The 19,064-nt window shown below is 64.3% G+C and carries 17 protein-coding genes; 10 read left to right on the plus strand and 7 right to left on the minus strand.

Features of this window, described 5'->3' with window-relative positions; all coding sequences use genetic code 11:
- Position 1: 1 nt before the first annotated feature.
- The 3 genes from thpR to ACN6KF_RS23870 all read right to left on the minus strand — a co-directional run bounded on the left by thpR (position 2) and on the right by ACN6KF_RS23870 (position 2,738).
- Entirely contained in the window at positions 2 to 559 is a 558-nt protein-coding gene (gene thpR / locus ACN6KF_RS23860; protein WP_434959239.1) for an RNA 2',3'-cyclic phosphodiesterase, read from the minus strand.
- Between the two features lie 271 nt (positions 560 to 830).
- Positions 831 to 1,877 (minus strand): aldo/keto reductase, encoded by a 1,047-nt coding sequence (locus tag ACN6KF_RS23865; RefSeq protein WP_434959240.1) that lies wholly within the window; start codon positions 1,875 to 1,877, stop codon positions 831 to 833.
- Positions 1,878 to 1,964: 87 nt separating this feature from the next.
- A complete protein-coding gene (locus ACN6KF_RS23870) occupies positions 1,965 to 2,738 on the minus strand; it encodes an AraC family transcriptional regulator (RefSeq protein ID WP_434959241.1) in 774 nt (257 codons plus the stop codon).
- Positions 2,739 to 2,827: 89 nt separating this feature from the next.
- Between ACN6KF_RS23870 and ACN6KF_RS23875 the strand changes: the two genes are divergently transcribed.
- On the plus strand, positions 2,828 to 3,763 hold the full coding sequence (locus tag ACN6KF_RS23875; protein WP_434959242.1) for a DMT family transporter: 936 nt from the start codon (positions 2,828 to 2,830) through the stop codon (positions 3,761 to 3,763).
- 21 nt (positions 3,764 to 3,784) lie between these two features.
- On the opposite strand, the gene ACN6KF_RS23880 is transcribed toward ACN6KF_RS23875, so the two are convergent.
- A complete protein-coding gene (locus ACN6KF_RS23880; RefSeq protein ID WP_434959243.1) occupies positions 3,785 to 5,086 on the minus strand; it encodes a nicotinate phosphoribosyltransferase in 1,302 nt (433 codons plus the stop codon).
- Positions 5,087 to 5,392: 306 nt separating this feature from the next.
- Here ACN6KF_RS23880 and ACN6KF_RS23885 point away from each other — a divergent pair, with 306 nt between their 5' ends.
- From ACN6KF_RS23885 to ACN6KF_RS23915, 7 genes are all read left to right on the plus strand, one after another.
- Positions 5,393 to 6,733: an aspartate aminotransferase family protein gene (locus tag ACN6KF_RS23885; RefSeq protein WP_434959244.1), complete on the plus strand. Its 1,341-nt coding sequence runs from the start codon at positions 5,393 to 5,395 to the stop codon at positions 6,731 to 6,733.
- Positions 6,734 to 6,741: 8 nt separating this feature from the next.
- The gene (gene kce, locus ACN6KF_RS23890) at positions 6,742 to 7,653 is read left to right on the plus strand and encodes a 3,5-dioxohexanoate:acetyl-CoA acetone transferase (RefSeq protein WP_434959245.1); all 912 of its coding nucleotides are present in this window, start codon (positions 6,742 to 6,744) and stop codon (positions 7,651 to 7,653) included.
- Positions 7,653 to 8,126: a GNAT family N-acetyltransferase gene (locus tag ACN6KF_RS23895; RefSeq protein ID WP_434959246.1), complete on the plus strand. Its 474-nt coding sequence runs from the start codon at positions 7,653 to 7,655 to the stop codon at positions 8,124 to 8,126. The genes kce and ACN6KF_RS23895 overlap by 1 nt, the downstream gene beginning before the upstream one ends.
- Positions 8,127 to 8,128: 2 nt before the next feature.
- A complete protein-coding gene (locus ACN6KF_RS23900) occupies positions 8,129 to 8,605 on the plus strand; it encodes a GNAT family N-acetyltransferase (RefSeq protein WP_434959247.1) in 477 nt (158 codons plus the stop codon).
- Positions 8,606 to 8,790: 185 nt separating this feature from the next.
- Positions 8,791 to 11,664 (plus strand): DUF3772 domain-containing protein, encoded by a 2,874-nt coding sequence (locus ACN6KF_RS23905; RefSeq protein ID WP_434959248.1) that lies wholly within the window; start codon positions 8,791 to 8,793, stop codon positions 11,662 to 11,664.
- A gap of 14 nt (positions 11,665 to 11,678) precedes the next feature.
- Positions 11,679 to 12,284: a CAP domain-containing protein gene (locus ACN6KF_RS23910; protein ID WP_434959249.1), complete on the plus strand. Its 606-nt coding sequence runs from the start codon at positions 11,679 to 11,681 to the stop codon at positions 12,282 to 12,284.
- A gap of 7 nt (positions 12,285 to 12,291) precedes the next feature.
- Complete coding sequence (locus ACN6KF_RS23915; protein ID WP_434959250.1) at positions 12,292 to 13,911, plus strand: AMP-binding protein; 1,620 nt, start codon at positions 12,292 to 12,294, stop codon at positions 13,909 to 13,911.
- A gap of 182 nt (positions 13,912 to 14,093) precedes the next feature.
- On the opposite strand, the gene ACN6KF_RS23920 is transcribed toward ACN6KF_RS23915, so the two are convergent.
- Positions 14,094 to 14,558, minus strand: a complete 465-nt coding sequence (locus ACN6KF_RS23920) for a RidA family protein (RefSeq protein ID WP_434959251.1) — start codon at positions 14,556 to 14,558, stop codon at positions 14,094 to 14,096.
- 65 nt (positions 14,559 to 14,623) lie between these two features.
- Positions 14,624 to 15,634 (minus strand): threonine dehydratase, encoded by a 1,011-nt coding sequence (locus ACN6KF_RS23925; protein WP_434959252.1) that lies wholly within the window; start codon positions 15,632 to 15,634, stop codon positions 14,624 to 14,626.
- Positions 15,635 to 15,764: 130 nt separating this feature from the next.
- Here ACN6KF_RS23925 and ACN6KF_RS23930 point away from each other — a divergent pair, with 130 nt between their 5' ends.
- Both ACN6KF_RS23930 and ACN6KF_RS23935 read left to right on the plus strand, forming a co-directional pair.
- Positions 15,765 to 16,655 (plus strand): LysR family transcriptional regulator, encoded by an 891-nt coding sequence (locus ACN6KF_RS23930; RefSeq protein ID WP_434959253.1) that lies wholly within the window; start codon positions 15,765 to 15,767, stop codon positions 16,653 to 16,655.
- 215 nt (positions 16,656 to 16,870) lie between these two features.
- Positions 16,871 to 18,145 carry an NAD(P)/FAD-dependent oxidoreductase gene (locus tag ACN6KF_RS23935; protein ID WP_434959254.1) on the plus strand — a complete coding sequence of 425 codons (1,275 nt, stop codon included), beginning with the start codon at positions 16,871 to 16,873 and terminating at the stop codon, positions 18,143 to 18,145.
- A gap of 65 nt (positions 18,146 to 18,210) precedes the next feature.
- Here ACN6KF_RS23935 and ACN6KF_RS23940 read toward each other — a convergent pair whose 3' ends face one another.
- Positions 18,211 to 18,987 (minus strand): Bax inhibitor-1/YccA family protein, encoded by a 777-nt coding sequence (locus ACN6KF_RS23940; RefSeq protein ID WP_434959255.1) that lies wholly within the window; start codon positions 18,985 to 18,987, stop codon positions 18,211 to 18,213.
- Positions 18,988 to 19,064: the final 77 nt, after the last annotated feature.

A 19,064-nucleotide genomic window follows, 5' to 3' on the forward strand; every position in this document is an offset into this window, starting at 1 on the left:
GTCAGCGCAGCGCAACCTCTTCGCGCCGCTGCAACTCATAGGCCTCTTCGACGATATAGGGGCCACCGCCCACCGAATCGCGCGAGGAGTAGAGCACGAAGCGCTCGGCCGTGAAGCTTAGACGGCCGCCGCCGCGCAAGGCCAGCCAGTCGGCGGTGAGACGCGCCGTGGCTTCGCTGCGCAGCCGAGCCAGCGTGATGTGCGGGGTATATTGCCGGTTCTCGATCGGCACGCCGAGGCGGCGAAGCAGGCGCTCCTGCACGGCCTGCAGCTCCATCAAGGGCGGCGTGGGCAATACCCTGGCATAGACCGATTTCGGCCTGCTGCCGCCGAAGGCATCCAGCCCGTCGACGGCGATGTCGACAATGGGCCGGCGAATGCCATCGAGGGCTTCGGCGACATCGCGCGCCAGCCTGTCATCGATATCGCCGATGAAGGACAGGGTGATGTGATAGTTCTCGACGTCGATCCAGCGGGCACCGGGCAGGCCACCGCGGAGCGTCGACAACTTCATGCCGATGATGGGAGGGACTTCCAGAGCGGTAAACAGACGCGGCATGGCACTAACGCCGTATGGTTATCGTCGGACACCCAATCCTAATGAGATTTGCCGGCAGGGGGAAAGCGCAAAGCGTCGCGGCCCCCTCCCTTTGGTGGTTTTTTCTGCGGAAAACGAGATGAGGCCCTTTGGAGCAAAGCGAATCTAGGCGGAAACACTTGTTTGCTCCCCCTCTTTGGTTCCATGCCAATCCAACGGATTGGCAAGAGCGTCTTTGCGGTTCCTGGCGTGACCGCCAAGTCGCAAGACGCTCTTGGGGCTCCGGCGGCTTTTACGGCGCTGGGTTCATGTGCAGCTGGTGGATGGCATCGATGCGCGCCTCCAGGTCGGCCGGGATGGCGACGTCGATCGAGCCGATGGCCGTCCTGAGCTGCACCATGGTGGTCGCGCCGATGATGGTCGCGGTGGTGAAGGGCCTGGTGTTGGCGAAGGCGAGCGCCATCTGCGCCGGATCGAGGCCATGCTCGCGGGCGAGGTCGAGATAGGCGTCGACGGCGATGTCGGCCCCGGGCTTCTCATAGCGCTGCAGCCGGTTGAAAAGGGCCTTGCGCGAACCGGTAGGCAGGGCTCCGTCTCGGTATTTGCCGGTGAGATAGCCCTGGGCCAGGGCGGAATAGGCGAGCAGGCCGAGCTGCTCGCGCATGGCAATCTCGGCCAGGGCGGTTTCAAAGGTGCGATTGACCAGCGAATAGGCGTTCTGGATTGACTGCATGCGCGCCAGGCCATGCGTCTCGCTTTCCGCGAGGAAGCGCATCGCCCCCCAGGCGCTCTCGTTGGAGAGGCCGATCCAGCGAACCTTGCCTGCCTTCACGAAGCCGTCGAGCACGTCAAGCTGTTCGGCGATCGTGGTTGTTTCGTCGGGATCGCTGGCACGGAAGGCGGTGGGATTGGAACCCCAGGGCATCGAGCGTTCGGGCCAATGGAGCTGGTAGAGATCGATATAGTCGGTCTGGAGCCGGTTGAGGCTCTTGTCGAGCGCCTCCGTCATCTGGGCGCGATTGAGGTGGGTCGGCTCCTGGGCGTCGCGCAGCCAGATCGAGGTGCCCGAGCCGGCAACCTTGGTGGCGAGGATCACCTTGTCGCGCATGCCGCGCGCCTTGAACCAGTTGCCGATGATGCGCTCCGTCGAGCCGGCGGTCTCGGCCCGCGGCGGAACCGCATACATTTCGGCAGTATCGAAGAAATTGACCCCCTGTTCGAGGGCATAATCCATCTGGGCGAAGCCATCTGCCTCGCTGTTCTGCTCGCCCCAGGTCATGGTGCCCAGGCAGATCACGGAAACGTCCTGGCCGGTACGGCCGAGCTTATGGAATTTCATGAAAAAGGATCCGGGAAACGGGAAGACCCTGTTTGAAGCAAGCGCGACGGGCTTGGCAAGCCCTGGCGGACATTTGCGGCGGTGGCGTCAGCGGTAGAAATCGCTGGGTGGCAGGCCGAAATGCCGGCGAAACATCGCGGTGAAGGCGCTCTGGCTGGCATAGCCGCTGTCATAGGCGACATCGATGATACGGGCGCCGCTGGCCAGGCGTTCCAGGGCAAAGAGCAGCCTTGCCTGCTGGCGCCATTGGCCGAAAGTGAGCCCGGTCTGGCTGGCGAACAGGCGATGCACGGTCTTGGGCGTGATGCCGAGCCGCCGCGCCCAGCCCTGCGCCGTCTCCTCGCTTTCGGGGTGTGCGATCAGGTGCCGGCAGATGCTGCGCAGGCGGACGTCCGTCGGCATCGGTAGATGCAGCGGCAGGACGTCGAGAAGCTTGAGCTCGTCGAGCAGCAATTGCATCAGCCTTTCGTCGCGCCCGCCCGGAAGATAGTCGAGCGGGATGGCAACGGCGGCGACGATCAACTCGCGCAGGAGAGGGGAGACGGCGATCACGCAATTGTCGGCGGGCAGGGTGGCGGAGACGGTGGGATCGATGAAGACGGTGCGGATCTTCACGTCGCCGCACATGCGCACTTCATGCTCGATACCGCCGACCAGCCAGACGGCCCGGTTGGGTGGCACCACCCAGCTGCCGGCCTGCGAGCGGATGATCATCACGCCCTGGATGGCATGGAGCAACTGCGCGCGCGGATGGGCGTGCCATCCAGTCGAGGACCCATCGGGATAGTCGATCTCCATCGCCACGACTGCGCGTTCGGTGTCGTGGAAGGCGAGGTGGCGGGTGGTACGATCGTCACTCATGTCTCAATCGCAATAATCAATGTTAGATTAGCGTGAGACGGACTTGGTGAAAAGCGGCAATGTCCGCCCGTTCACGTCACGGGTATGCCATGTCCTCCAAACCCTCCTCCGCCACTCCCCTGTCCTTGCTCTATCCCTTCTTCGCCATCGTCCTGTGGGCCGGCAACGTCATCGTCTCCAGGCTGTCGGCCCACGCCATCGGGCCCCAGGCCATCACGTTCTACCGCCTCGTGCTGGCGGTCGGCCTGATGACCCTCTTCGTCGGCGTGCCGGCCTGGCGCAACCGGGCGATACTCTGGCGCCATCTCGGTCAATTCGCCGTGCTCGGCTTCCTGGCCATGTGCCTGTTCCAGAGCCTGTCCTACCTCGCCGCCGGCTCGACCACGGCGACCAACATGGCGGTGTTCACGGCGCTGTCGCCCTTGCTGACCGTGGCGCTGAGCGCAGTGATGTTGGGTGAGCGGCCGACCATCGGCATGGTCGGCGGCGGCGTCCTCTCGATCGTCGGCATCGTCTATCTGGTCAGCGCCGGCGAACTCGGCGGCCTCGTGCGGGACGGCGTGCATCCCGGCGATGCGCTGATGCTGCTGGCGGGTCTGGTCTACGCGCTCTATTCGGTGCTGCTCAAGCGCTGGAACCTGCCGGTCTCGGGCTGGCAATCGACCTATATGCAGGCGCTGTGCTCGCTGGCCGTGATGTTCCCGGCCCTTTTGGCAACGCCGGCGCCGCTCAGGGCCCTCAACATGGAGACGCTGCCGCTGATCGCCTATGCCGGCTGTGCTGCCTCGGTGGTGCTGCCGGTATTATGGATCCGCGGGGTCGAGCATCTCGGCCCCAGCCGCTGTGCCATCTTCCTCAATCTGTTGCCGGTGTTCACTGCCTTCGCAGCCATCGTCATGTTGGGCGAGCCGATCCGCTCCTACCACGTCGTCGGCGGCGGCCTGGTGCTCGCCGGTGTGATTGCGGCGCAGCTGCTGAAGCGGCCGCTGGGTCGGCGGGCGGTGGCGACAGAACTGCCGAAATGAAGGCTGCGTCAGCAGGCGGCGCTAGACGCTTACCGCCTGCACCCCGCGCCCTTCCTCGCCGAAGACCTTGAGATAGCGGTCGATCGCCGGCTGGCCGCCCGTGGCCTTGGCGAGGTTGTCGGAGAGCTTCACCGCCGGCTTGCCGTTGACCGAGGTGATCTTGCACACCAGCGAGATCGGATCGAGCAGCGGGATGGGATGCGAGCCGCAGCCGCGGAAATCGTTGGTGAGATTGGTGCCCCAGCCATAGGAGGGGCGCATGCGGCCGTTGAAGCTCTTATGAGCGGTCTCGATGGAATCGATGTCGAGGCCGTCGGAGAAGATGATCAGTTTCTTGGCAGGGTCGCGGCCCCGCGCCCTGTACCAGGCGATGATCTCCTCGCCGGCCTCCTGGATCGGCTTGGAATCGGGGCGCATGCCCGTCCAGTCGGCCACCCAGTCGGGCGCGCGCTCCAGGAAGGCGGCGGTGCCGAAGGTGTCGGGCAGCACGATCAGCAAATTGCCGTCATAGAAATCGCGCCACATCTCCAGCACCTTGTAGGGCGACTCGCGCAGGCAGCCGTCCTCCTCGCACAGCGCCGCATAGACCATGGGCAGCTCATGGGCGTTGGTGCCGATCGATTCCAGGTCGTTGTTCATGGCGAGCAGCACGTTGGAGGTGCCGACGAAGGCGCTGCCCAGCCCCTCCTTCATCGCCTCCACGCACCAGCTCTGCCACAGGAAGGAATGGCGCCGCCTGGTGCCGAAATCGGAGATACGCAAGCCTTCCAGCTTCTTCAGCCGCTCGATCTTGTCCCACAGCTTGGCCTTGGCGCGAGCATAGAGGATGTCGAGCTCGAAGCGGCCCATGGAGCGGGTGGCGGCCCTGGATTTCAGCTCGTTGATGATGGCGAGCGCCGGCACTTCCCACATGGTGGCCTGGCTCCAGGGCGCGTCGAATTCGAGCACATAATCGCCGTTCTCGATGCGCAGATCGTAGTCCGGCAGGCTGAAATCGGCGAGCCAGTCGAGGAATTCGGGCCGGAAGATCTGCTGCTTGCCATAGAAGGTGTTGCCGCGCAGCCAGATCAGCTCGCGCTTGCCGAAGCGCAAAGTGCGGGCGTGGTCGAGTTGGTCACGCAGTTCCTTCTCGTCGATCACCGCGGCGAGGTTGATCGATTTGGTGCGGTTGATCACGGTGAAGGTGGTGCGCACATTCTCATGCCGGGCATGGATGGGCTGCAGCATCAGGAGCTTGTAGAAGTCCGTGTCCAGGAGGCTGCGGACGATCGGGTCGAGCTTCCAGGTCCGATCGTACACCCTCTTGGCAATATCGATATTCATGAAAAGTGCCCCAAAGCCACCATAGCCGGCGAAAGAGCGGACCATGCGTGGATTGAAGGGCAAGATCAAGTAGCGCTGGGAGCGCGGACTTCTCAACGACATGCAGGCACATCGCGACATCCGCTCTTCTTACGCAAGCTGGTCGTGGCCAAGAGTGGACTGCCGGAGCGAACTGGAAGTCCGCGCTCCGAAGAGGCCCTGCGGCTTTGCTGCGCTTGACGCCCACAGACACCGCCTTCCATAAGTCCTACAAAACAGGGCGCCGAAACGATATCGGCGCGCGGCTTTTCGGGCATGGAGACGGGAATGGTGGGCGACGTCGCGGAATCGACCTCGGTGGCGGGGGCAGGCTTGCCCAAGATCGCCTGGGGCAAGGGCCTCGTGCTTACCGATGTCGACGGCAAGCAATATCTCGACGGTTCGGGCGGACCCGCCGTCTATTGCCTCGGCCACGGCAATGAGGAGGTCAACCAGGCGATCAAGGACCAGCTCGATCGCATCGCCCATGGTTATCGCTACAATTTCACCTCCGATCCGCTGGAGGAGTTGACCGAGCGCGTCGGCCGGCTCTGCGGAGGCACGCTCCGGCATATGGTGTTCGTATCCGGCGGTTCGGAGGCGGTGGAATCGGCCCTGAAGCTGGCCCTGCAATACTTCGCGGCGCGGGGCGAAATGAGCCGGCGGCGCTTCATTTCGCGCGAGCGCTCCTGGCACGGCAACACGCTGGGGGCGCTGGCGCTCTCGGGCTTCCGCGAACGCCGCCTTTCCTTCGAGGGCGCGCTCGTCGACGTGCCGCGCCTCTCGCCCGCCAATGTCTACCGGCCGCCGGCCGGCGTGGTGCCGGCGGATGTTGGCGCGGCCTGCGCCCAGGAACTCGAAGACAAGATCCTGGAACTCGGTCCCGACAAGGTCGCGGCCTTCGTGTTCGAGCCGGTGGTGGGCGCTGCCGGCGGTGTGGTGCCAGCGCCGCCGGGCTATGCCAGGAAAGTGCGAGAGATCTGCGACCGCTATGGCGTGCTGATGATTGCCGACGAGGTGATGTGCGGCGCCGGGCGCTGCGGCACCTGGCGCGCGCTCGAACATGACGGTGTCCTCCCCGACATCATGACGGTGGCCAAGGGCCTGGGCGGGGGCTATCTGCCGCTTGGTGCGGCTGTATATTCCGACAGGGTCGCCGAACCGATCAACGCCGTCGACGGCGGCCCGCAGACCGGGCATACCTTCACCGGCCATACCGCCGCCTGCGCCGCCGGCGTCGCCGTGCAGCGCATCGTCGAGCGCGACGGGCTGGTGCAGCGCGTCGCCGTGAAGGGCGAGGAATTCAAGCGCACCCTGGCCGATGCCCTCCACGGCATTGCCCAGATCGGCGATATCAGGGGCCGCGGCTTCTTCACCGGCATCGAGATCGTTGCCGACCGCGACAGCAAGGAGCCCTTCCCGGCGGACAAGGCGCTGTTCCTCAAGATCCGCGCACGTGCGTTCGCCAACGGGCTGATCTGCTACCCTTCGGGCGGCAATGTCGACGGCATCAGGGGCGACACAGTGATCCTGGCGCCGCCCTACAACGCCACCGACAGCGAGTTGAGTGAAATTGCCGGGCGCTTCGCGATATCGCTGCGCCAGGCCCTCAAGGACATTGGAGCATAGAGGCTGTCATGGCGAACAAGGTCATCATTTCCTGCGCGATCACCGGCTCGATCCATACGCCATCGATGTCGCCGCATCTGCCGGTGACGCCGGAGGAAATCGCCGTCTCTGCCATCGAGGCGGCGCAAGCCGGAGCTGCGGTGCTGCATCTGCATGCGCGTGATCCAAAGACGGGCGCGCCGACGCCCGATGTGACCGTTTTCGAGCAATTCGTGCCGCGCATCCGCGAAGCTGTTGACGCCATCGTCAACATCACCACCGGCGGCTCGGCCCGCATGAGCATCGAGGAACGCCTGAAGGGGCCAGCGAGCCTTCAGCCCGAAATGTGCTCACTCAATCTCGGCACCATGAATTTCGGGCTTTATCCGATGCTGGACCGGCCGCGCGAGTGGAAGCACGATTGGGAAGTGCCCTTCCTGGAGGCGACGCGCGGCGGCATGTTCAAGAACACGCTGGCCGATATCGAGCACATTCTCACCACCATGGGCCCGCTCGGCACGCGGTTCGAGTGCGAATGCTACGATGTCGGCCACCTCTATACGCTCGCCCATTTCCTCGACCGCAAGCTGGTGAAGCCGCCGCTGTTCGTGCAGACCGTGCTTGGCATCCTCGGCGGCATCGGCGCCAATCCCGACAGTGTGGTCGACATGCGCCGCACGGCCGACAAGCTATTCGGCAATGATTACGAGTGGTCGATGCTAGCTGCCGGCCGCAACCAGATGGCGCTCGGCACCATGGCGGCGGTGATGGGCGGCCATGTCCGCGTCGGGCTCGAGGACAATCTGTGGATCGGCAAGGGTCAGCTCGCCAGCTCCAATGCCCAGCAGGTCACCAAGATCCGCACCATTCTCGAGGAACTGGGCCTGGCCATCGCTACACCAGACGAGGCCCGCGCCATCATCGGCATCCGGCCGCGCTGATGCGGATCCGTCCCGCCACGCCGGAGGACTGCGATGCCGTCGCGGCGATGGTGGGCGAGCTTGCGGCCTTGTTCGGGGTCAAGGTCGGCACGACGGGTGATATTCTGCGTGCCGAGGCTTTCGGGGCCATTCCCAGCATCGGTATTGTCGTTGCGGAGCCACCGGAGGGTGGCCTCGCCGGCTATCTCGTGCACCAGGACAGTTTTTCGACCTGGCGCGGCGCCAATGGTGTCTTCGTGGTCGACCTCTATGTCGCGCCGCTGCGGCGCAACGAGCATATCGGCATCCGCCTGCTGGCCGAGGCGGCCCGGTGCGGCCGCCAGCGTGGCGCGCGCTTCATGCGCCTCGACCTCGATGCCGGCAATGAGGCGGGGCTGCGTTTCTACCGGCGGCACGGCTTCCGCACGCTCGACCATGATCGCTTCCTGGTGCTGGACGAGTCGGGTTTCATCGATCTGATTGAGAAGTGTTGATTATGAGTGCCATCGAGATTTCCGATCTGCGTGACCAGCCCCATTTCCTCGACGTGGTCGCCGACCGAGTCTGGCGCGCCTGGTGGCAGGAACAAGGGGAGTCTCTCGAAACCGTGTCGAGCCTGTTTGCCGAGAATCTGACGGCTACGGGCACATTGCCGGCCTGCCTGGTGGCACATCGGGGCAATGATTTCGTCGGTACTGCGTCGCTGATCGCCAGCGATCTCGAGGAACGCCCGGCGCTCACGCCCTGGGTTGCCGCCGTGTGGATCGAGCCGGAATTCCGTCGCCACGGGCACGGTGCCGCCGTCGTGGCGGCGGTGGCGGAACTCGCCTTCCGCCGTGGGTTCAGCCAGGCCTATCTCTGCGCCGAGGTCGACAAGCGCAGCTTCTATGCCGGGCTGGGATGGCGCCTGATGGAAGAGAATATCGGCCCCTTTTCCCTCGATGTCTTCGAGAAGAGGGCACCCACACGCTGATTTAGGCATCAAACCAGGCTGTTATGCCATAATGCCGCCTGCAAATTCCGCCATCAGGCCGTAACAGCCTCCGGAGCAGGGCGTTTTCAGTGGAAATGCGATTTTGCTTTGGTTCTCCCATTTTGACGCGTGTTTTGCGCGTCTTGGTGATTCCACCAAAGCGCAAAACACTCTAGTTTCCCGGCATGTTTCGTTCGCTTTCCCGTTTCCTACTGCTGTGCAGCCTGCTCCTCACGCTTGTCGCCGCCCCCATGGCGGCGAGGGCGCAGGACGCCGAGGCACTGACCGGTTTCCAGACGGGGCTGGCCCTCGACAAGAAGTCGCTGGACGACATCGCCACCCAGCTCGCCACCATTACCGACAATGGCGATGAGGCGCAGAAATCCCTGCAGGATCTGCGCGAGACGGTCAGCAAGAGGCGCGCCGATCTTGCCGCCTTGCTGGGCACCATCGTTCCGGTCCGCGACAAGGCCAAGGCAGCGCTCGACGCCTTTCCGCCGCAGCCCAAACCGGTCGATCCGCCCGAGGCCAAGGTCACGACCGAGGCCCGCAAGGCGGCCTCCGATCTGCTCGCCAAGCTGAACGATGTCGCCGCCGAGACGCAAAAGCAGATCTCGCGTGCCGACCAGATCGTCAATACCATCACGGTCCGCCCCTTCAACAATGCGCTGGCCAAGGAGCAGAAGTCGCTTGATGGGGTGGAGGCGGCTCTGACCAGCCTCCCCACCGATCAGGAGAACGCGTCGAAGATCCTGGATGAGCTGCGCAGCACGGTGGATACGGCCATCATCAATCTGTCTGACGTGCAGACGAAGGTCACGCCCATGCGGGACCAGTCCGCGGACAGGCTCAAGAAACTGGGAGAGCCCGATCCGTCCGAAAGTGCCGATATCGCCGAGACGCGCGGTACACAAAAGGATCTGCAAAGCCTGCTTACTGGTGTGCTCAAAGTGGCGGGAGACCAGTCCACGCGAGCGGCGAACCTCTCCAATACGATCACGGAGCGGCAGCGAGAGCAACTCACCGGCCGTCTGCTAAAGAGCGGCAACAGCCCCTTCTCGGGCGAATTCTGGCTTCCCGTACTGGAAAACCTGCCCAGGGCCGGGGAGACCGCAGGGCGCGAGTTTTCGCGCCACAGCAACTATCTGGTGTCGAAGGTCAATTCCACCACCATCGCCATCTTCCTGCTGACCATCGCCATCGGCTATGCCGTCACGCAGTTCCTGCGCCTGCGCATCCAGCGCTGGCGTGCCCGCCTGCCGCGCAGCAAGCGAGCCTCGCGGCGCTATGTCGCCTCGCTCGATGCGGTGCTCGGCATCGTCCACATCATGCTCGGGGTGCCGGTCGGGATCTTCGTGGCGGTGCTGGCCTTCGATCTTTCAGGGCTGGTGCCGGAAGACGTGATCACCAATTACGGCTCGCGCCTGATTGCTGCCTCTTCTATCGGCTTTGGCCTATGGGCTCTGGCGCAGGCGGTCCTGGCCGAGGGCCATGCCGAACTGCGCCTGCTGCCCCTGAGCGACTGGGCCGTCCGCCGTATCGGGCGGCGCATGGGCTGGCTCGCGGTGGTGCTCGGCCTCTCCATCCTCCTGGACGGCCTTATCCGGTCTCTCCACGCCGATCCTTCCCTTAGCGTCGCCCGCGAAACGATTTCGGCTATCTTCTATCTCGCCATTATCGTCTCCCTGCTCATCCGCATCCGCAACGCTCCGCCGACGGTGGTGGACGGGCGTACGCTGGCGCCTGACGAAGACCTGACAGGGCTCGACATTCTCAGGCCGATCGGATGGCTCTCCGTGGTGGTGATGGCCGTGTGCCTTGCCATCGGCTACAGCACGCTCGCGGTCGCGGCGGCGGTCTTCCCGCTGCTGGTCCTGTGCGTGGTGGCAGCGAGCTACCTGCTCACCACTTTGGTCGATTCGGCCCTGACCGAGCGGCTGATCTCGGACGTCGACCGCCGCCGCGCGGTGGCGAGCACCATCGGCGTGACCTCCAAGCAGGTCACGTTTGGGGCGACCCTGCTGTCCGGTGTCCTGCGCTTTTTGATCATCTCCTTCGCCGTCGGTAGCCTCGGACTGCCCTTCGGCCTCTATTCGACCGACATGGCGCCGGCGATCCAGCGGGCCTATTTCGGCTTCAAGATCGGTGAGCTGACGATTTCACCCTCGTCGATCATCAGCGGCATCGTGCTGTTCATCATCATCTGGGCGGTGATGCGGCTGATCAAGGGCTGGCTCGGCAATACGCTGTTGCCGCGTACCTCCCTCGATTCGGGCGTGCAGAATTCGATCGCCACCATCATCGGCTATCTCGGCTTCATCCTCGCCATTTCAGCCGGTCTGTCCGAGGTCGGCGTGAGCTGGCAGAATATCGGCATCGTCGCCGGCGGTCTGTCGGTCGGTCTGGGTCTCGGCCTGCAGGGCATCGCCGGTAATTTCGTTTCCGGCCTGATCCTGCTGGCCGAACGCCCGATCCGGGTCGGCGACATCATCGCCGCCGCCGGTGAGGAAGGCTATGTCCGCCGCATCTCCGTGCGTTCGACCACGCTGGAGACCTATGACCGCGCCACGCTGATCATCCCCAACTCGACCCTGATCACCGGCTCGGTGAAGAACTGGGTCTATGGCAATACCTGGAGCCGGCTGCGCATCGCCCTGACCGTGCTTTATGACAGCGACATCGATGCGGTGAAGGCGGCCATGCTGGCAGCACCGGAGGACGATCCACGCATCCTGCCGACGCCGCGGCCCCAGGTCTACATGACCTCGATGGATGTAGGGCTCGAATTCGAACTCATCGTGATGGTTGCCAGCATGGAGACGCAGGTTGCGGTCAAGAGCGACCTGCTGGCCCGCATCTTCAAGAATTTCCGGGCCAAGGGCATCCGCCTGCATGGGCAGGGCGCTGCGGCGCCACCACAGAGGGTCATTCTGTTCGAACCCGAACTGCAGGCGGCGCTCACCACCAAGCTCAAGGGCGACAAGCCCGAGGCGGAGGCTCCTGTCGCAGAGCCCACCGCTGCCAAACCTTCAACCCCGCCGGCTCCGGCGGGATCCTGACCGTGGAGAACTCGATGTCGCGCATGAGGGTGGCTGCGGCCACTTTTCTTGTCTTGGGTGTTGCCTTGGGACTGGGCGGTTGCGCCCTCACGCAAAAGCCTGAAACCGTTTCCTATCAACGCCGCCCCGTATCCTTCAATCCGGCGCAAGCACGCGACTGGCTGACCCGATATCGCCAGAGCAAGGGTCTCACCGCTGTGGCGCTGGATTCGCGCCTGACGGCCTTCGCCCAGAGCCAGGCCAATGCCATGGCCTCGGCCAACCAGCTCTCCCATTCGATCGGCGGCAGCTTCTCCACCCGCGTCAAATCGGCCGGGCTGGACGATTCCAAGATCGGTGAGAACGTCTCCTACGGCACCTATACCGATCTCGACGCCATGAAGCAGTGGAAGAACTCGCCTGAGCATGACGAGAATCTATTGATGCCAGGTGCCACCCGCTTCGGTATCGCCATTGCCAGGGCTGGCGAGCGGGTCTATTGGGCCATGGCGGTTGCCGGCGACCCCTCAAGGCCCGAGGAGGCGCAGGCCTTCGGGGCCGGCCCAGTGGTGCGCGTGGTGCGCAGGCCCACGCGTGTGAGAAGCTCCGGGGGGCTCTTCGGCGGCCTGTTCGGGAGTTGAGTGCGGCATGAGCGGGCCTGACAAGCAGAACTACGACGATACCAGGCGCGACTTCCGCTGGGATCTGCCGGCGCGCTACAATATCGGCGTGGATGTCTGCGATGTCTGGGCCAAACGCGATCCCGACAAGCTGGCCATCCTGCGCCGGCTGCCCGGCGGCGGCAGCGAGCGCATCAGCTATGGTGCCTTGCGCGAGGCCTCCGACCGCTTCGCGTTGGCGTTGAAGCGTCTGGGTATCCGCGAAGGCGACCGCGTCGCGATCCTGCTGCCGCAATCGCCGGCGGTGGTGATCGCTCATCTCGCTGTGGCCAAGCTCGGTGCCATCTCCCTGCCACTTGCGGTGTTGTTCGGCCCGGATGCGCTGAGCTTCCGCCTGCGTGATTCCAGCGCCAAGGCAGTGCTGCTCGATGAGAATGGACTCGCCAAGCTGGGCGAGATCGAGGCCAGGCTGCCGGATCTGGAGACGGTAATCAGCGTTGACGGGGCCGGCGGCGGCGCGCTCGACTTCCACCGTCTGATCGCCGGGGCCAAGGGCGAGTTGACGCCGGTCGCCTCCAGTCCCGACGATCCGGCGATGATGATCTACACCTCCGGCACCACGGGCCAGCCGAAGGGTGCGCTGCATGGGCATCGCGTGGTATCAGGCCATATTCCGGGCTTGCGCTTCGCCCATCCCGGCCTCGGCCAGCCCGACGATGTGATGTGGACGCCGGCCGACTGGGCCTGGGCTGGCGGCCTGCTCAACGTGCTGCTGCCCAGTCTGGCTCTGGGCGTGCCGGTGGTGGCTGGCCTTCATGCCAAGTTCTCGGTGGACGAGGTGCTGGGACTGCTCTGGGACTTCAAGGTCCGCAATGCCTTCCTGCCGCCCACGGCCCTGCGCATGCTCCAGGCGGCGCATCAACCCGGCCAGGTCTATCGCACGCACCTGCGCTCGATCATGTCGGCCGGCGAGACGCTGGGGCCTGGCACCTTTGCCTGGGCCGAGGCGGCCTTCGGCTTTCCGGTCAACGAGCTCTATGGCCAGACCGAATGCAACCTCGTGCTCGGTTCCTGCCATGAGTTGGGCGTTAGCCGGCCTGGCGCCATCGGCAAGGCCGTGCCAGGCCATCGCGTGGCAGTGATCGATGAAGAGGGGCAGGAAAGCCCCACGGACGAGATCGGCGAGATCGCCATACGCGCGCCCGATCCGGTGATGTTCCTGGGCTATTGGGGCAATGCCACCGCCACCACGGCGAAATACCGCGATGGTTGGCTGATGACCGGCGACAAGGCGCGGCGCGACATTGACGGCTATGTGCACTTTGTCGGGCGCGGCGACGACATCATCACCTCGGCCGGCTATCGCATCGGCCCGGGTGAGATCGAGGACTGTCTGATGCGCCATGCCGCTGTCGCCATGGCGGCCGTGGTCGGCATGCCCGACAGCCTGCGCACCGAGATCGTCAAGGCCTTCGTGGTGCTCAAGCCAGGCTTCACGGCGTCCGAGGCCATGTCCGCCGATCTGCAGCTTTTCGTGCGCGAGCGCCTGTCCGCCCACGAATATCCGCGCGTGATCGCCTATGTCGATTCCGTGCCGCTGACCTCGTCGGGAAAGATCATCCGCCGGGCCTTGCGCGAACTCGACTGAGGGCGAGAAGCTCGATGTGCTTTGCCCTGTCGCTGCAATTGCATGCAATGCCATAGCGGTCATTGCGAGCACAGCGAAGCAGTCCAGGTTTGCCGCACAACGATGGCCGGATTGCCTCGCCTCGCTCGCAATGACGAAATTATTGAATTCATTCGCTCCTTTGCGAGGCTTGGTGAAGCCGCTCAGTCGACCTGGAACATGGCGTCGACTTCGACGGCAACGCCGAGCGGCAGTTGCGCCACGCCCACCGCGGAGCGGGTATGGCGGCCGGCTTCGCCGAAGACCTCGACCATCAGATCGGACGCGCCGTTGGCGACCTTGGGTTGCTCTGTGAAGCTCTCGGCCGAATTGACGAAGACGTTGAGGCGCAGCACGCGCTTGACCCTGTCGAGATCGCCGAGGGCGTTCTGGAGCTGGGCAACGATGTTGAGGCCGGCCATTCGCGCGGCCTGCCGGCCTTCCTCGGCGCTGAAATCGCCGCCGACGCGACCGATGAACTTGAATTCACCGTTCCAGGAGCAGACCTGGCCCGAGACGAAAGCGGTGCCATTGGCGATGACCACCGGCGTATAATTGGCGACCGGTGCGGCGGCGTTGGGCAGTTCAATATGCTTTGCTGCGAGCTGGCGGGCGATGGTTCCGGACATGAGAGCCTCCTTAAGGCCTTGAGATTTGGGCGCGGTGCTGCGATGGGCGAATGCCGTGGCCGGGCTCATGTCGCCGACAACACTTGCGCGAGCAGCGGACGGGAGATGTTGGCGCCCGTCATCACCAGTCCGACGCGCTGTCCTCCCATCCGCGCGCGCTCCTGCAGCAGCGCAGCGAGTGGCGTTGCGGCAGCGCCTTCGGCGAGATTATGCGTATCCTCGTGATAGGCCCGCATGGCCAGGCGGACCTCGTCGTCGCTCACCGTCACGATGCGATCGGCGCCGCGGCGGATGATCTCGAGAGCATCGGCCCTGGGAACGCGAACCGCTACGCCATCGGCGATGGTCTGCGCCGTCTGCGTGCTGACCACCTTGCCGGCCTCGAAGGAGAGGGCGTAGGCCGCGGCATGGCTGGAGACGACACCGACGATCCTGGTCTTCAGGCCGAAGAGGTCGCGCGTACGGATCAGGCCGCATATACCCGAACCAAGGCCGATCGGCACATAGACGGTGTCGACCTCCTGCACGGCCTCGAAGAATTCATAGGCCCAGGTGGCGACGCCGCGGACGAGATCGGGATGGAAGGGCTCGATCAGATGGAGCCTGCGTTCGCGGGCAAGACCCTGGGCGATCTCATAGGCGGCGCTGAAGTCGTGGCCGGCTTCGATCAGCTCGGCGCCGAGAGCCTTGATCGCGGCATTCTTCTCCGGATTGTTGTTCTCCGGCACCACGATCGTCACCTGGAGCCCGGCACGCCGGCCGGCAAAAGCCTGGCTCAGCCCGTGATTGCCGACGGTTGCAGTGATCACGCCTGATGGCACCGGGCCATGGCGTCCCGCCAGGAGCGCATGAGCCAGCACCAGGCCACCGCGCATCTTGAAGGCGCCGGTCGGCAGGTGGTTCTCGTGCTTGACCCATACTTGCGCGCCCGTGCGCTGGGCGAGCAGGGGCCATTCGATCTGCGGTGTCGGCTGCACCACCCGCCGCACGATGTCGCGTGCCTCGGCCAGTGCATTGAAGCCAAATCTATAGGCGTCGACATTCGGGCCGATCTCTACATTGGAGGTGATCATCATTTCCTCATTTGGTGACGAATACTGAAATTTTATCTATTCTTGAATGTCGAATATTAGGTATCGTTGCCTGGAAATCTCTTGTCGCCAAGTGCCGATTGCTCAACAATCTATTCTGAAATGGAATACGTGCATGATTCCCCGCCGCCTGCTGCCGTCGATAGCGCTGCTGACCTCCTTCGATGCGGTCGCCCGTACCGGCAGCGTCACCGCCGCTGCGCGAGAGCTGAACCTGACGCAGGGCGCGGTCAGCCGGCACGTCAAGGCGCTGGAGGAACAGCTCGGTGGGGACCTCTTCGTGCGAGAGCGGCTGACGATGCGCCTGACCCTGGCAGGCGACAGCTATGTGCGCGAAGTGCGCGATGCCCTGCGGCGGATCAGCATCGCCTCGCTGAACTTTCGGGCCAATCCCAATGGCGGCACGCTCAATCTGGCTGTGTTGCCCTTGTTCGCCATGCGCTGGCTCGCACCGCGCTTGCCGGCCTTCCGGCAGGCTCATCCCGAGATCATCCTCAACCTGGTCACTCGCCTCGACCAGTTCGATTTTCGCGCTGAACCGCTGGATGCGGCCATTCATTTCGGCAAGGCGCAGTGGCAGGGGGCCGAATGCGCCTTCTTGCGCAAGGAGGAGGTGATGCCGGTCTGCAGCCCCGATCTGCTGGCCCGGTTCGGCTTTTCCTCGGCGCAGGATCTGCGGGCAGCTCCGCTCCTCATCCTGGTCTCACGTCCCGACGCTTGGGAAAAATGGCTGAGCGCTGAGGGCGCGCCCGCCGAGGGCGTCCACGGCATGATGTTCGACCAGTTTGGCACCCTTGCCAGTGCTGCCACCGCCGGTCTCGGCATTGCCCTGCTGCCGACCTTCCTGATCGAGGAGGAATTGCGCCGCGGCGAGTTGGTGCCGGCCCTGGACCGGACAAGCCCCAGCGAGGACAGCTATTATCTGGTCTGGCCGCCGGAGAGGGGACTCCATCCGCCGCTCGCCCGGTTCAAGGCCTGGCTGATCGCCGAATGCGCCAGAACCTGAAGCCGGCAGCGGGTGAGGGTGCAACACTCGTATTCTGAAACGGAATGGATCCTTGAAAATCCATGACTAGGAATGGCTCCGGTCTTGAATAAAGATCGAACGTCTTGATGGTGTATTTCAACGAAAGTCAGCCCATTTTGAATTGAACTGACGCGTGGAGCCATCCGAACAAGTAAGACCTCAAATCTCGTTTTCGAACCGGGTGGAGTACCTGCATGGCCGATACGCATGGGCTATGGAAGACGACGGCTGCGCCCATCCGCCCGTTCCCTTCGCTGTCCAGCGCGGTGAAGGCGGAGGTCGCGATCATCGGCGGCGGCTATGGCGGCCTATCGGCTGCATTGCGATTGGCCGAGATCGGCGTGGATGTCGTCCTGATCGAGGCCGAACAGATCGGGTTCGGAGGAGCCGGGCGGAATTCGGGCCTGGTGAATGCGGGGCTATGGGTCATGCCAGACGAGATCGTCCGGCGTCTCGGTCCCAGTCACGGCGAGCGCCTGATCGACTGCCTGGGACAAGCTCCGGCCCGTGTCTTCGATCTGATCGCGCGACATGGCATCGCCTGCGAGGCCGAGCGCAACGGCACGCTGCATTGTGCCGTCGGAGCCGCCGGCCTGGCCGAGATCGAGGAGCGCGCACGGCAATGGGCTGTTCGCGGCATCACGATCAACCGCCTGGCAGCCCTGGAAACGGTAGCCCGCACAGGCAGTCCGTGCTTCGCCGGCGCGTTGGAAGACCGACGGGCCGGAACCATCCAGCCCCTGTCCTATGCGAGGGGGCTGGCCACCGCCGCCTCCCATGCCGGCGCCCGCATTTTCACCGCCAGTGCTGCGCGGCGGCTGGTGCGCCGCGACCGGGCCTGGTGTATCGCCACCGACCGGGGCTCGGTATCCGCATCATGGGTACTGGTGGCCGGCGAAAGCTACAGCATCGGCGCCTTGGCGCCGCAGCGCGAGGCTCAGCTCCGCCTGCCTTTCTTCAATGTCGCGACGGTGCCGCTGGGCTCGGAGCAGAGACGGACGATACTGCCCTCGCAACAGGCCCTGATCGATACGCGCAGGCTGATCTCCGCCATCCGGCTCGACCGGGCGGGACGGCTGATCATCGGCTCGGTCGGGGCGCTGAGGGGCCCAGGGGGCCCGATTCATCGGGCTTGGGCGAGGCGGATGCTGGCGAAAGTCTTCCCTCACATCGGGCCTCTCCAGCTGGAGACGGCCTGGCAGGGCGTCATCGGCATGACAGGGGACCATTTGCCCCGAATCGAATGGCTCGGCGAGAACATGCTGACGATCGGCGGCTATAATGGTCGTGGCATCGCACCCGGTACGGCCTTCGGCATGCTGGCGGCCGATTTCATTGCCGGCGCGGTCGGTGAAGCGGATCTGCCGCTCCCGATCGGCCAACCGGAAAGACGGCGGTTCAGGCGATGGCGGGAAGCCGGCCTCGAATTCGGGGCGGCGGCAGCACATCTGGCCGATCAACGGTTCTGATCGCCAAAACAAAACCGGCCGGGGAGGACCCCGGCCGGCGCAATCGGTACCAAACTCTTCAGGGATCAGCGGCGGTCGCCGAGCAGGCGCAGCAGCATGATGAAGAGGTTGATGAAGTCGAGATAGAGCGTCAGCGCGCCATGGACGGCGAGCTTCTCGCCCTCGTCACGGCTGAAGCTGTGCGCGTTGTCCACATAGAGCGACTTCAGCATCTGGGTGTCGTAGGCGGTCAGGCCGGCGAAGATGCCGACGCCGGCGACGCTTATGAGGAAAGTTCCCATAGTGGTCGGCCAGAACATGGTGACCAGGCTGGCGAGCAGCAGGCCGACCAGGCCCATCATCAGGAAGGCCCCAAGGGCCGTCAGGTTACGCTTGGTGGTGTAGCCGTAGAGGCTCAGGGCACCGAAGCTGGCAGCCGAGATGAAGAAGACGCGGGCGATCGAGCCATGTGTGTAGACCAGAAAGATGGAGGACAGCGACAGGCCCATCAGCGCGGAGAACACGTAGAATAGGATGCGCGTGGTCTGAACGGATCGACCTTCGGCACCCATATTCATCCAGAACACCATGCCCAACGGCGCCAGCATCACGACATACTGGAACGGGCTGTTGAACAGGAACATACCGAGCGGGCTTAACTCGACGATCTTGTTATCGGCGTTGACCACGATCCCCGAAGCCATGTAGGCGCCGAGCGCCACCAGGCCGGTGATCGCCACGCCGAGGGTCATGTGGTTGTAGACCGCGAGCATGAACGCGCGCAGGCCCTGATCGATCGCCGGTGCTCCGGCGCGGACGTCGGAGACGGTGCCGGCCGAGAAACGAGGATCATTGAAAGCCATGTGTCTCTCCAAAAGCGGCACTTGCCGCAGAAGCTACCATCTATGTAGTGCTTCCGATTGAAACAGTTAAGTGAATT

The sequence above is a fragment of the Labrys methylaminiphilus subsp. lupini genome, from assembly GCF_051161885.1.
Taxonomy (GTDB): Bacteria; Pseudomonadota; Alphaproteobacteria; order Rhizobiales; family Labraceae; genus Labrys.

Excerpts from the sequence above, each read along its gene's own strand:
- ACN6KF_RS23925 (WP_434959252.1), bottom strand. The coding sequence starts at position 15,634 with ATGATGATCACCTCCAATGTAGAGATCGGCCCGAATGTCGACGCCTAT.
- kce (WP_434959245.1), top strand. The coding sequence starts at position 6,742 with ATGGCGAACAAGGTCATCATTTCCTGCGCGATCACCGGCTCGATCCAT.
- ACN6KF_RS23905 (WP_434959248.1), top strand. The coding sequence starts at position 8,791 with ATGTTTCGTTCGCTTTCCCGTTTCCTACTGCTGTGCAGCCTGCTCCTC.
- ACN6KF_RS23865 (WP_434959240.1), bottom strand. The coding sequence starts at position 1,877 with ATGAAATTCCATAAGCTCGGCCGTACCGGCCAGGACGTTTCCGTGATC.
- ACN6KF_RS23910 (WP_434959249.1), top strand. The coding sequence starts at position 11,679 with ATGTCGCGCATGAGGGTGGCTGCGGCCACTTTTCTTGTCTTGGGTGTT.
- ACN6KF_RS23870 (WP_434959241.1), bottom strand. The coding sequence starts at position 2,738 with ATGAGTGACGATCGTACCACCCGCCACCTCGCCTTCCACGACACCGAA.
- ACN6KF_RS23920 (WP_434959251.1), bottom strand. The coding sequence starts at position 14,558 with ATGTCCGGAACCATCGCCCGCCAGCTCGCAGCAAAGCATATTGAACTG.
- ACN6KF_RS23915 (WP_434959250.1), top strand. The coding sequence starts at position 12,292 with ATGAGCGGGCCTGACAAGCAGAACTACGACGATACCAGGCGCGACTTC.
- ACN6KF_RS23900 (WP_434959247.1), top strand. The coding sequence starts at position 8,129 with ATGAGTGCCATCGAGATTTCCGATCTGCGTGACCAGCCCCATTTCCTC.
- ACN6KF_RS23875 (WP_434959242.1), top strand. The coding sequence starts at position 2,828 with ATGTCCTCCAAACCCTCCTCCGCCACTCCCCTGTCCTTGCTCTATCCC.
- ACN6KF_RS23935 (WP_434959254.1), top strand. The coding sequence starts at position 16,871 with ATGGCCGATACGCATGGGCTATGGAAGACGACGGCTGCGCCCATCCGC.
- ACN6KF_RS23895 (WP_434959246.1), top strand. The coding sequence starts at position 7,653 with ATGCGGATCCGTCCCGCCACGCCGGAGGACTGCGATGCCGTCGCGGCG.
- ACN6KF_RS23880 (WP_434959243.1), bottom strand. The coding sequence starts at position 5,086 with ATGAATATCGATATTGCCAAGAGGGTGTACGATCGGACCTGGAAGCTC.
- ACN6KF_RS23940 (WP_434959255.1), bottom strand. The coding sequence starts at position 18,987 with ATGGCTTTCAATGATCCTCGTTTCTCGGCCGGCACCGTCTCCGACGTC.
- thpR (WP_434959239.1), bottom strand. The coding sequence starts at position 559 with ATGCCGCGTCTGTTTACCGCTCTGGAAGTCCCTCCCATCATCGGCATG.
- ACN6KF_RS23885 (WP_434959244.1), top strand. The coding sequence starts at position 5,393 with ATGGTGGGCGACGTCGCGGAATCGACCTCGGTGGCGGGGGCAGGCTTG.
- ACN6KF_RS23930 (WP_434959253.1), top strand. The coding sequence starts at position 15,765 with ATGATTCCCCGCCGCCTGCTGCCGTCGATAGCGCTGCTGACCTCCTTC.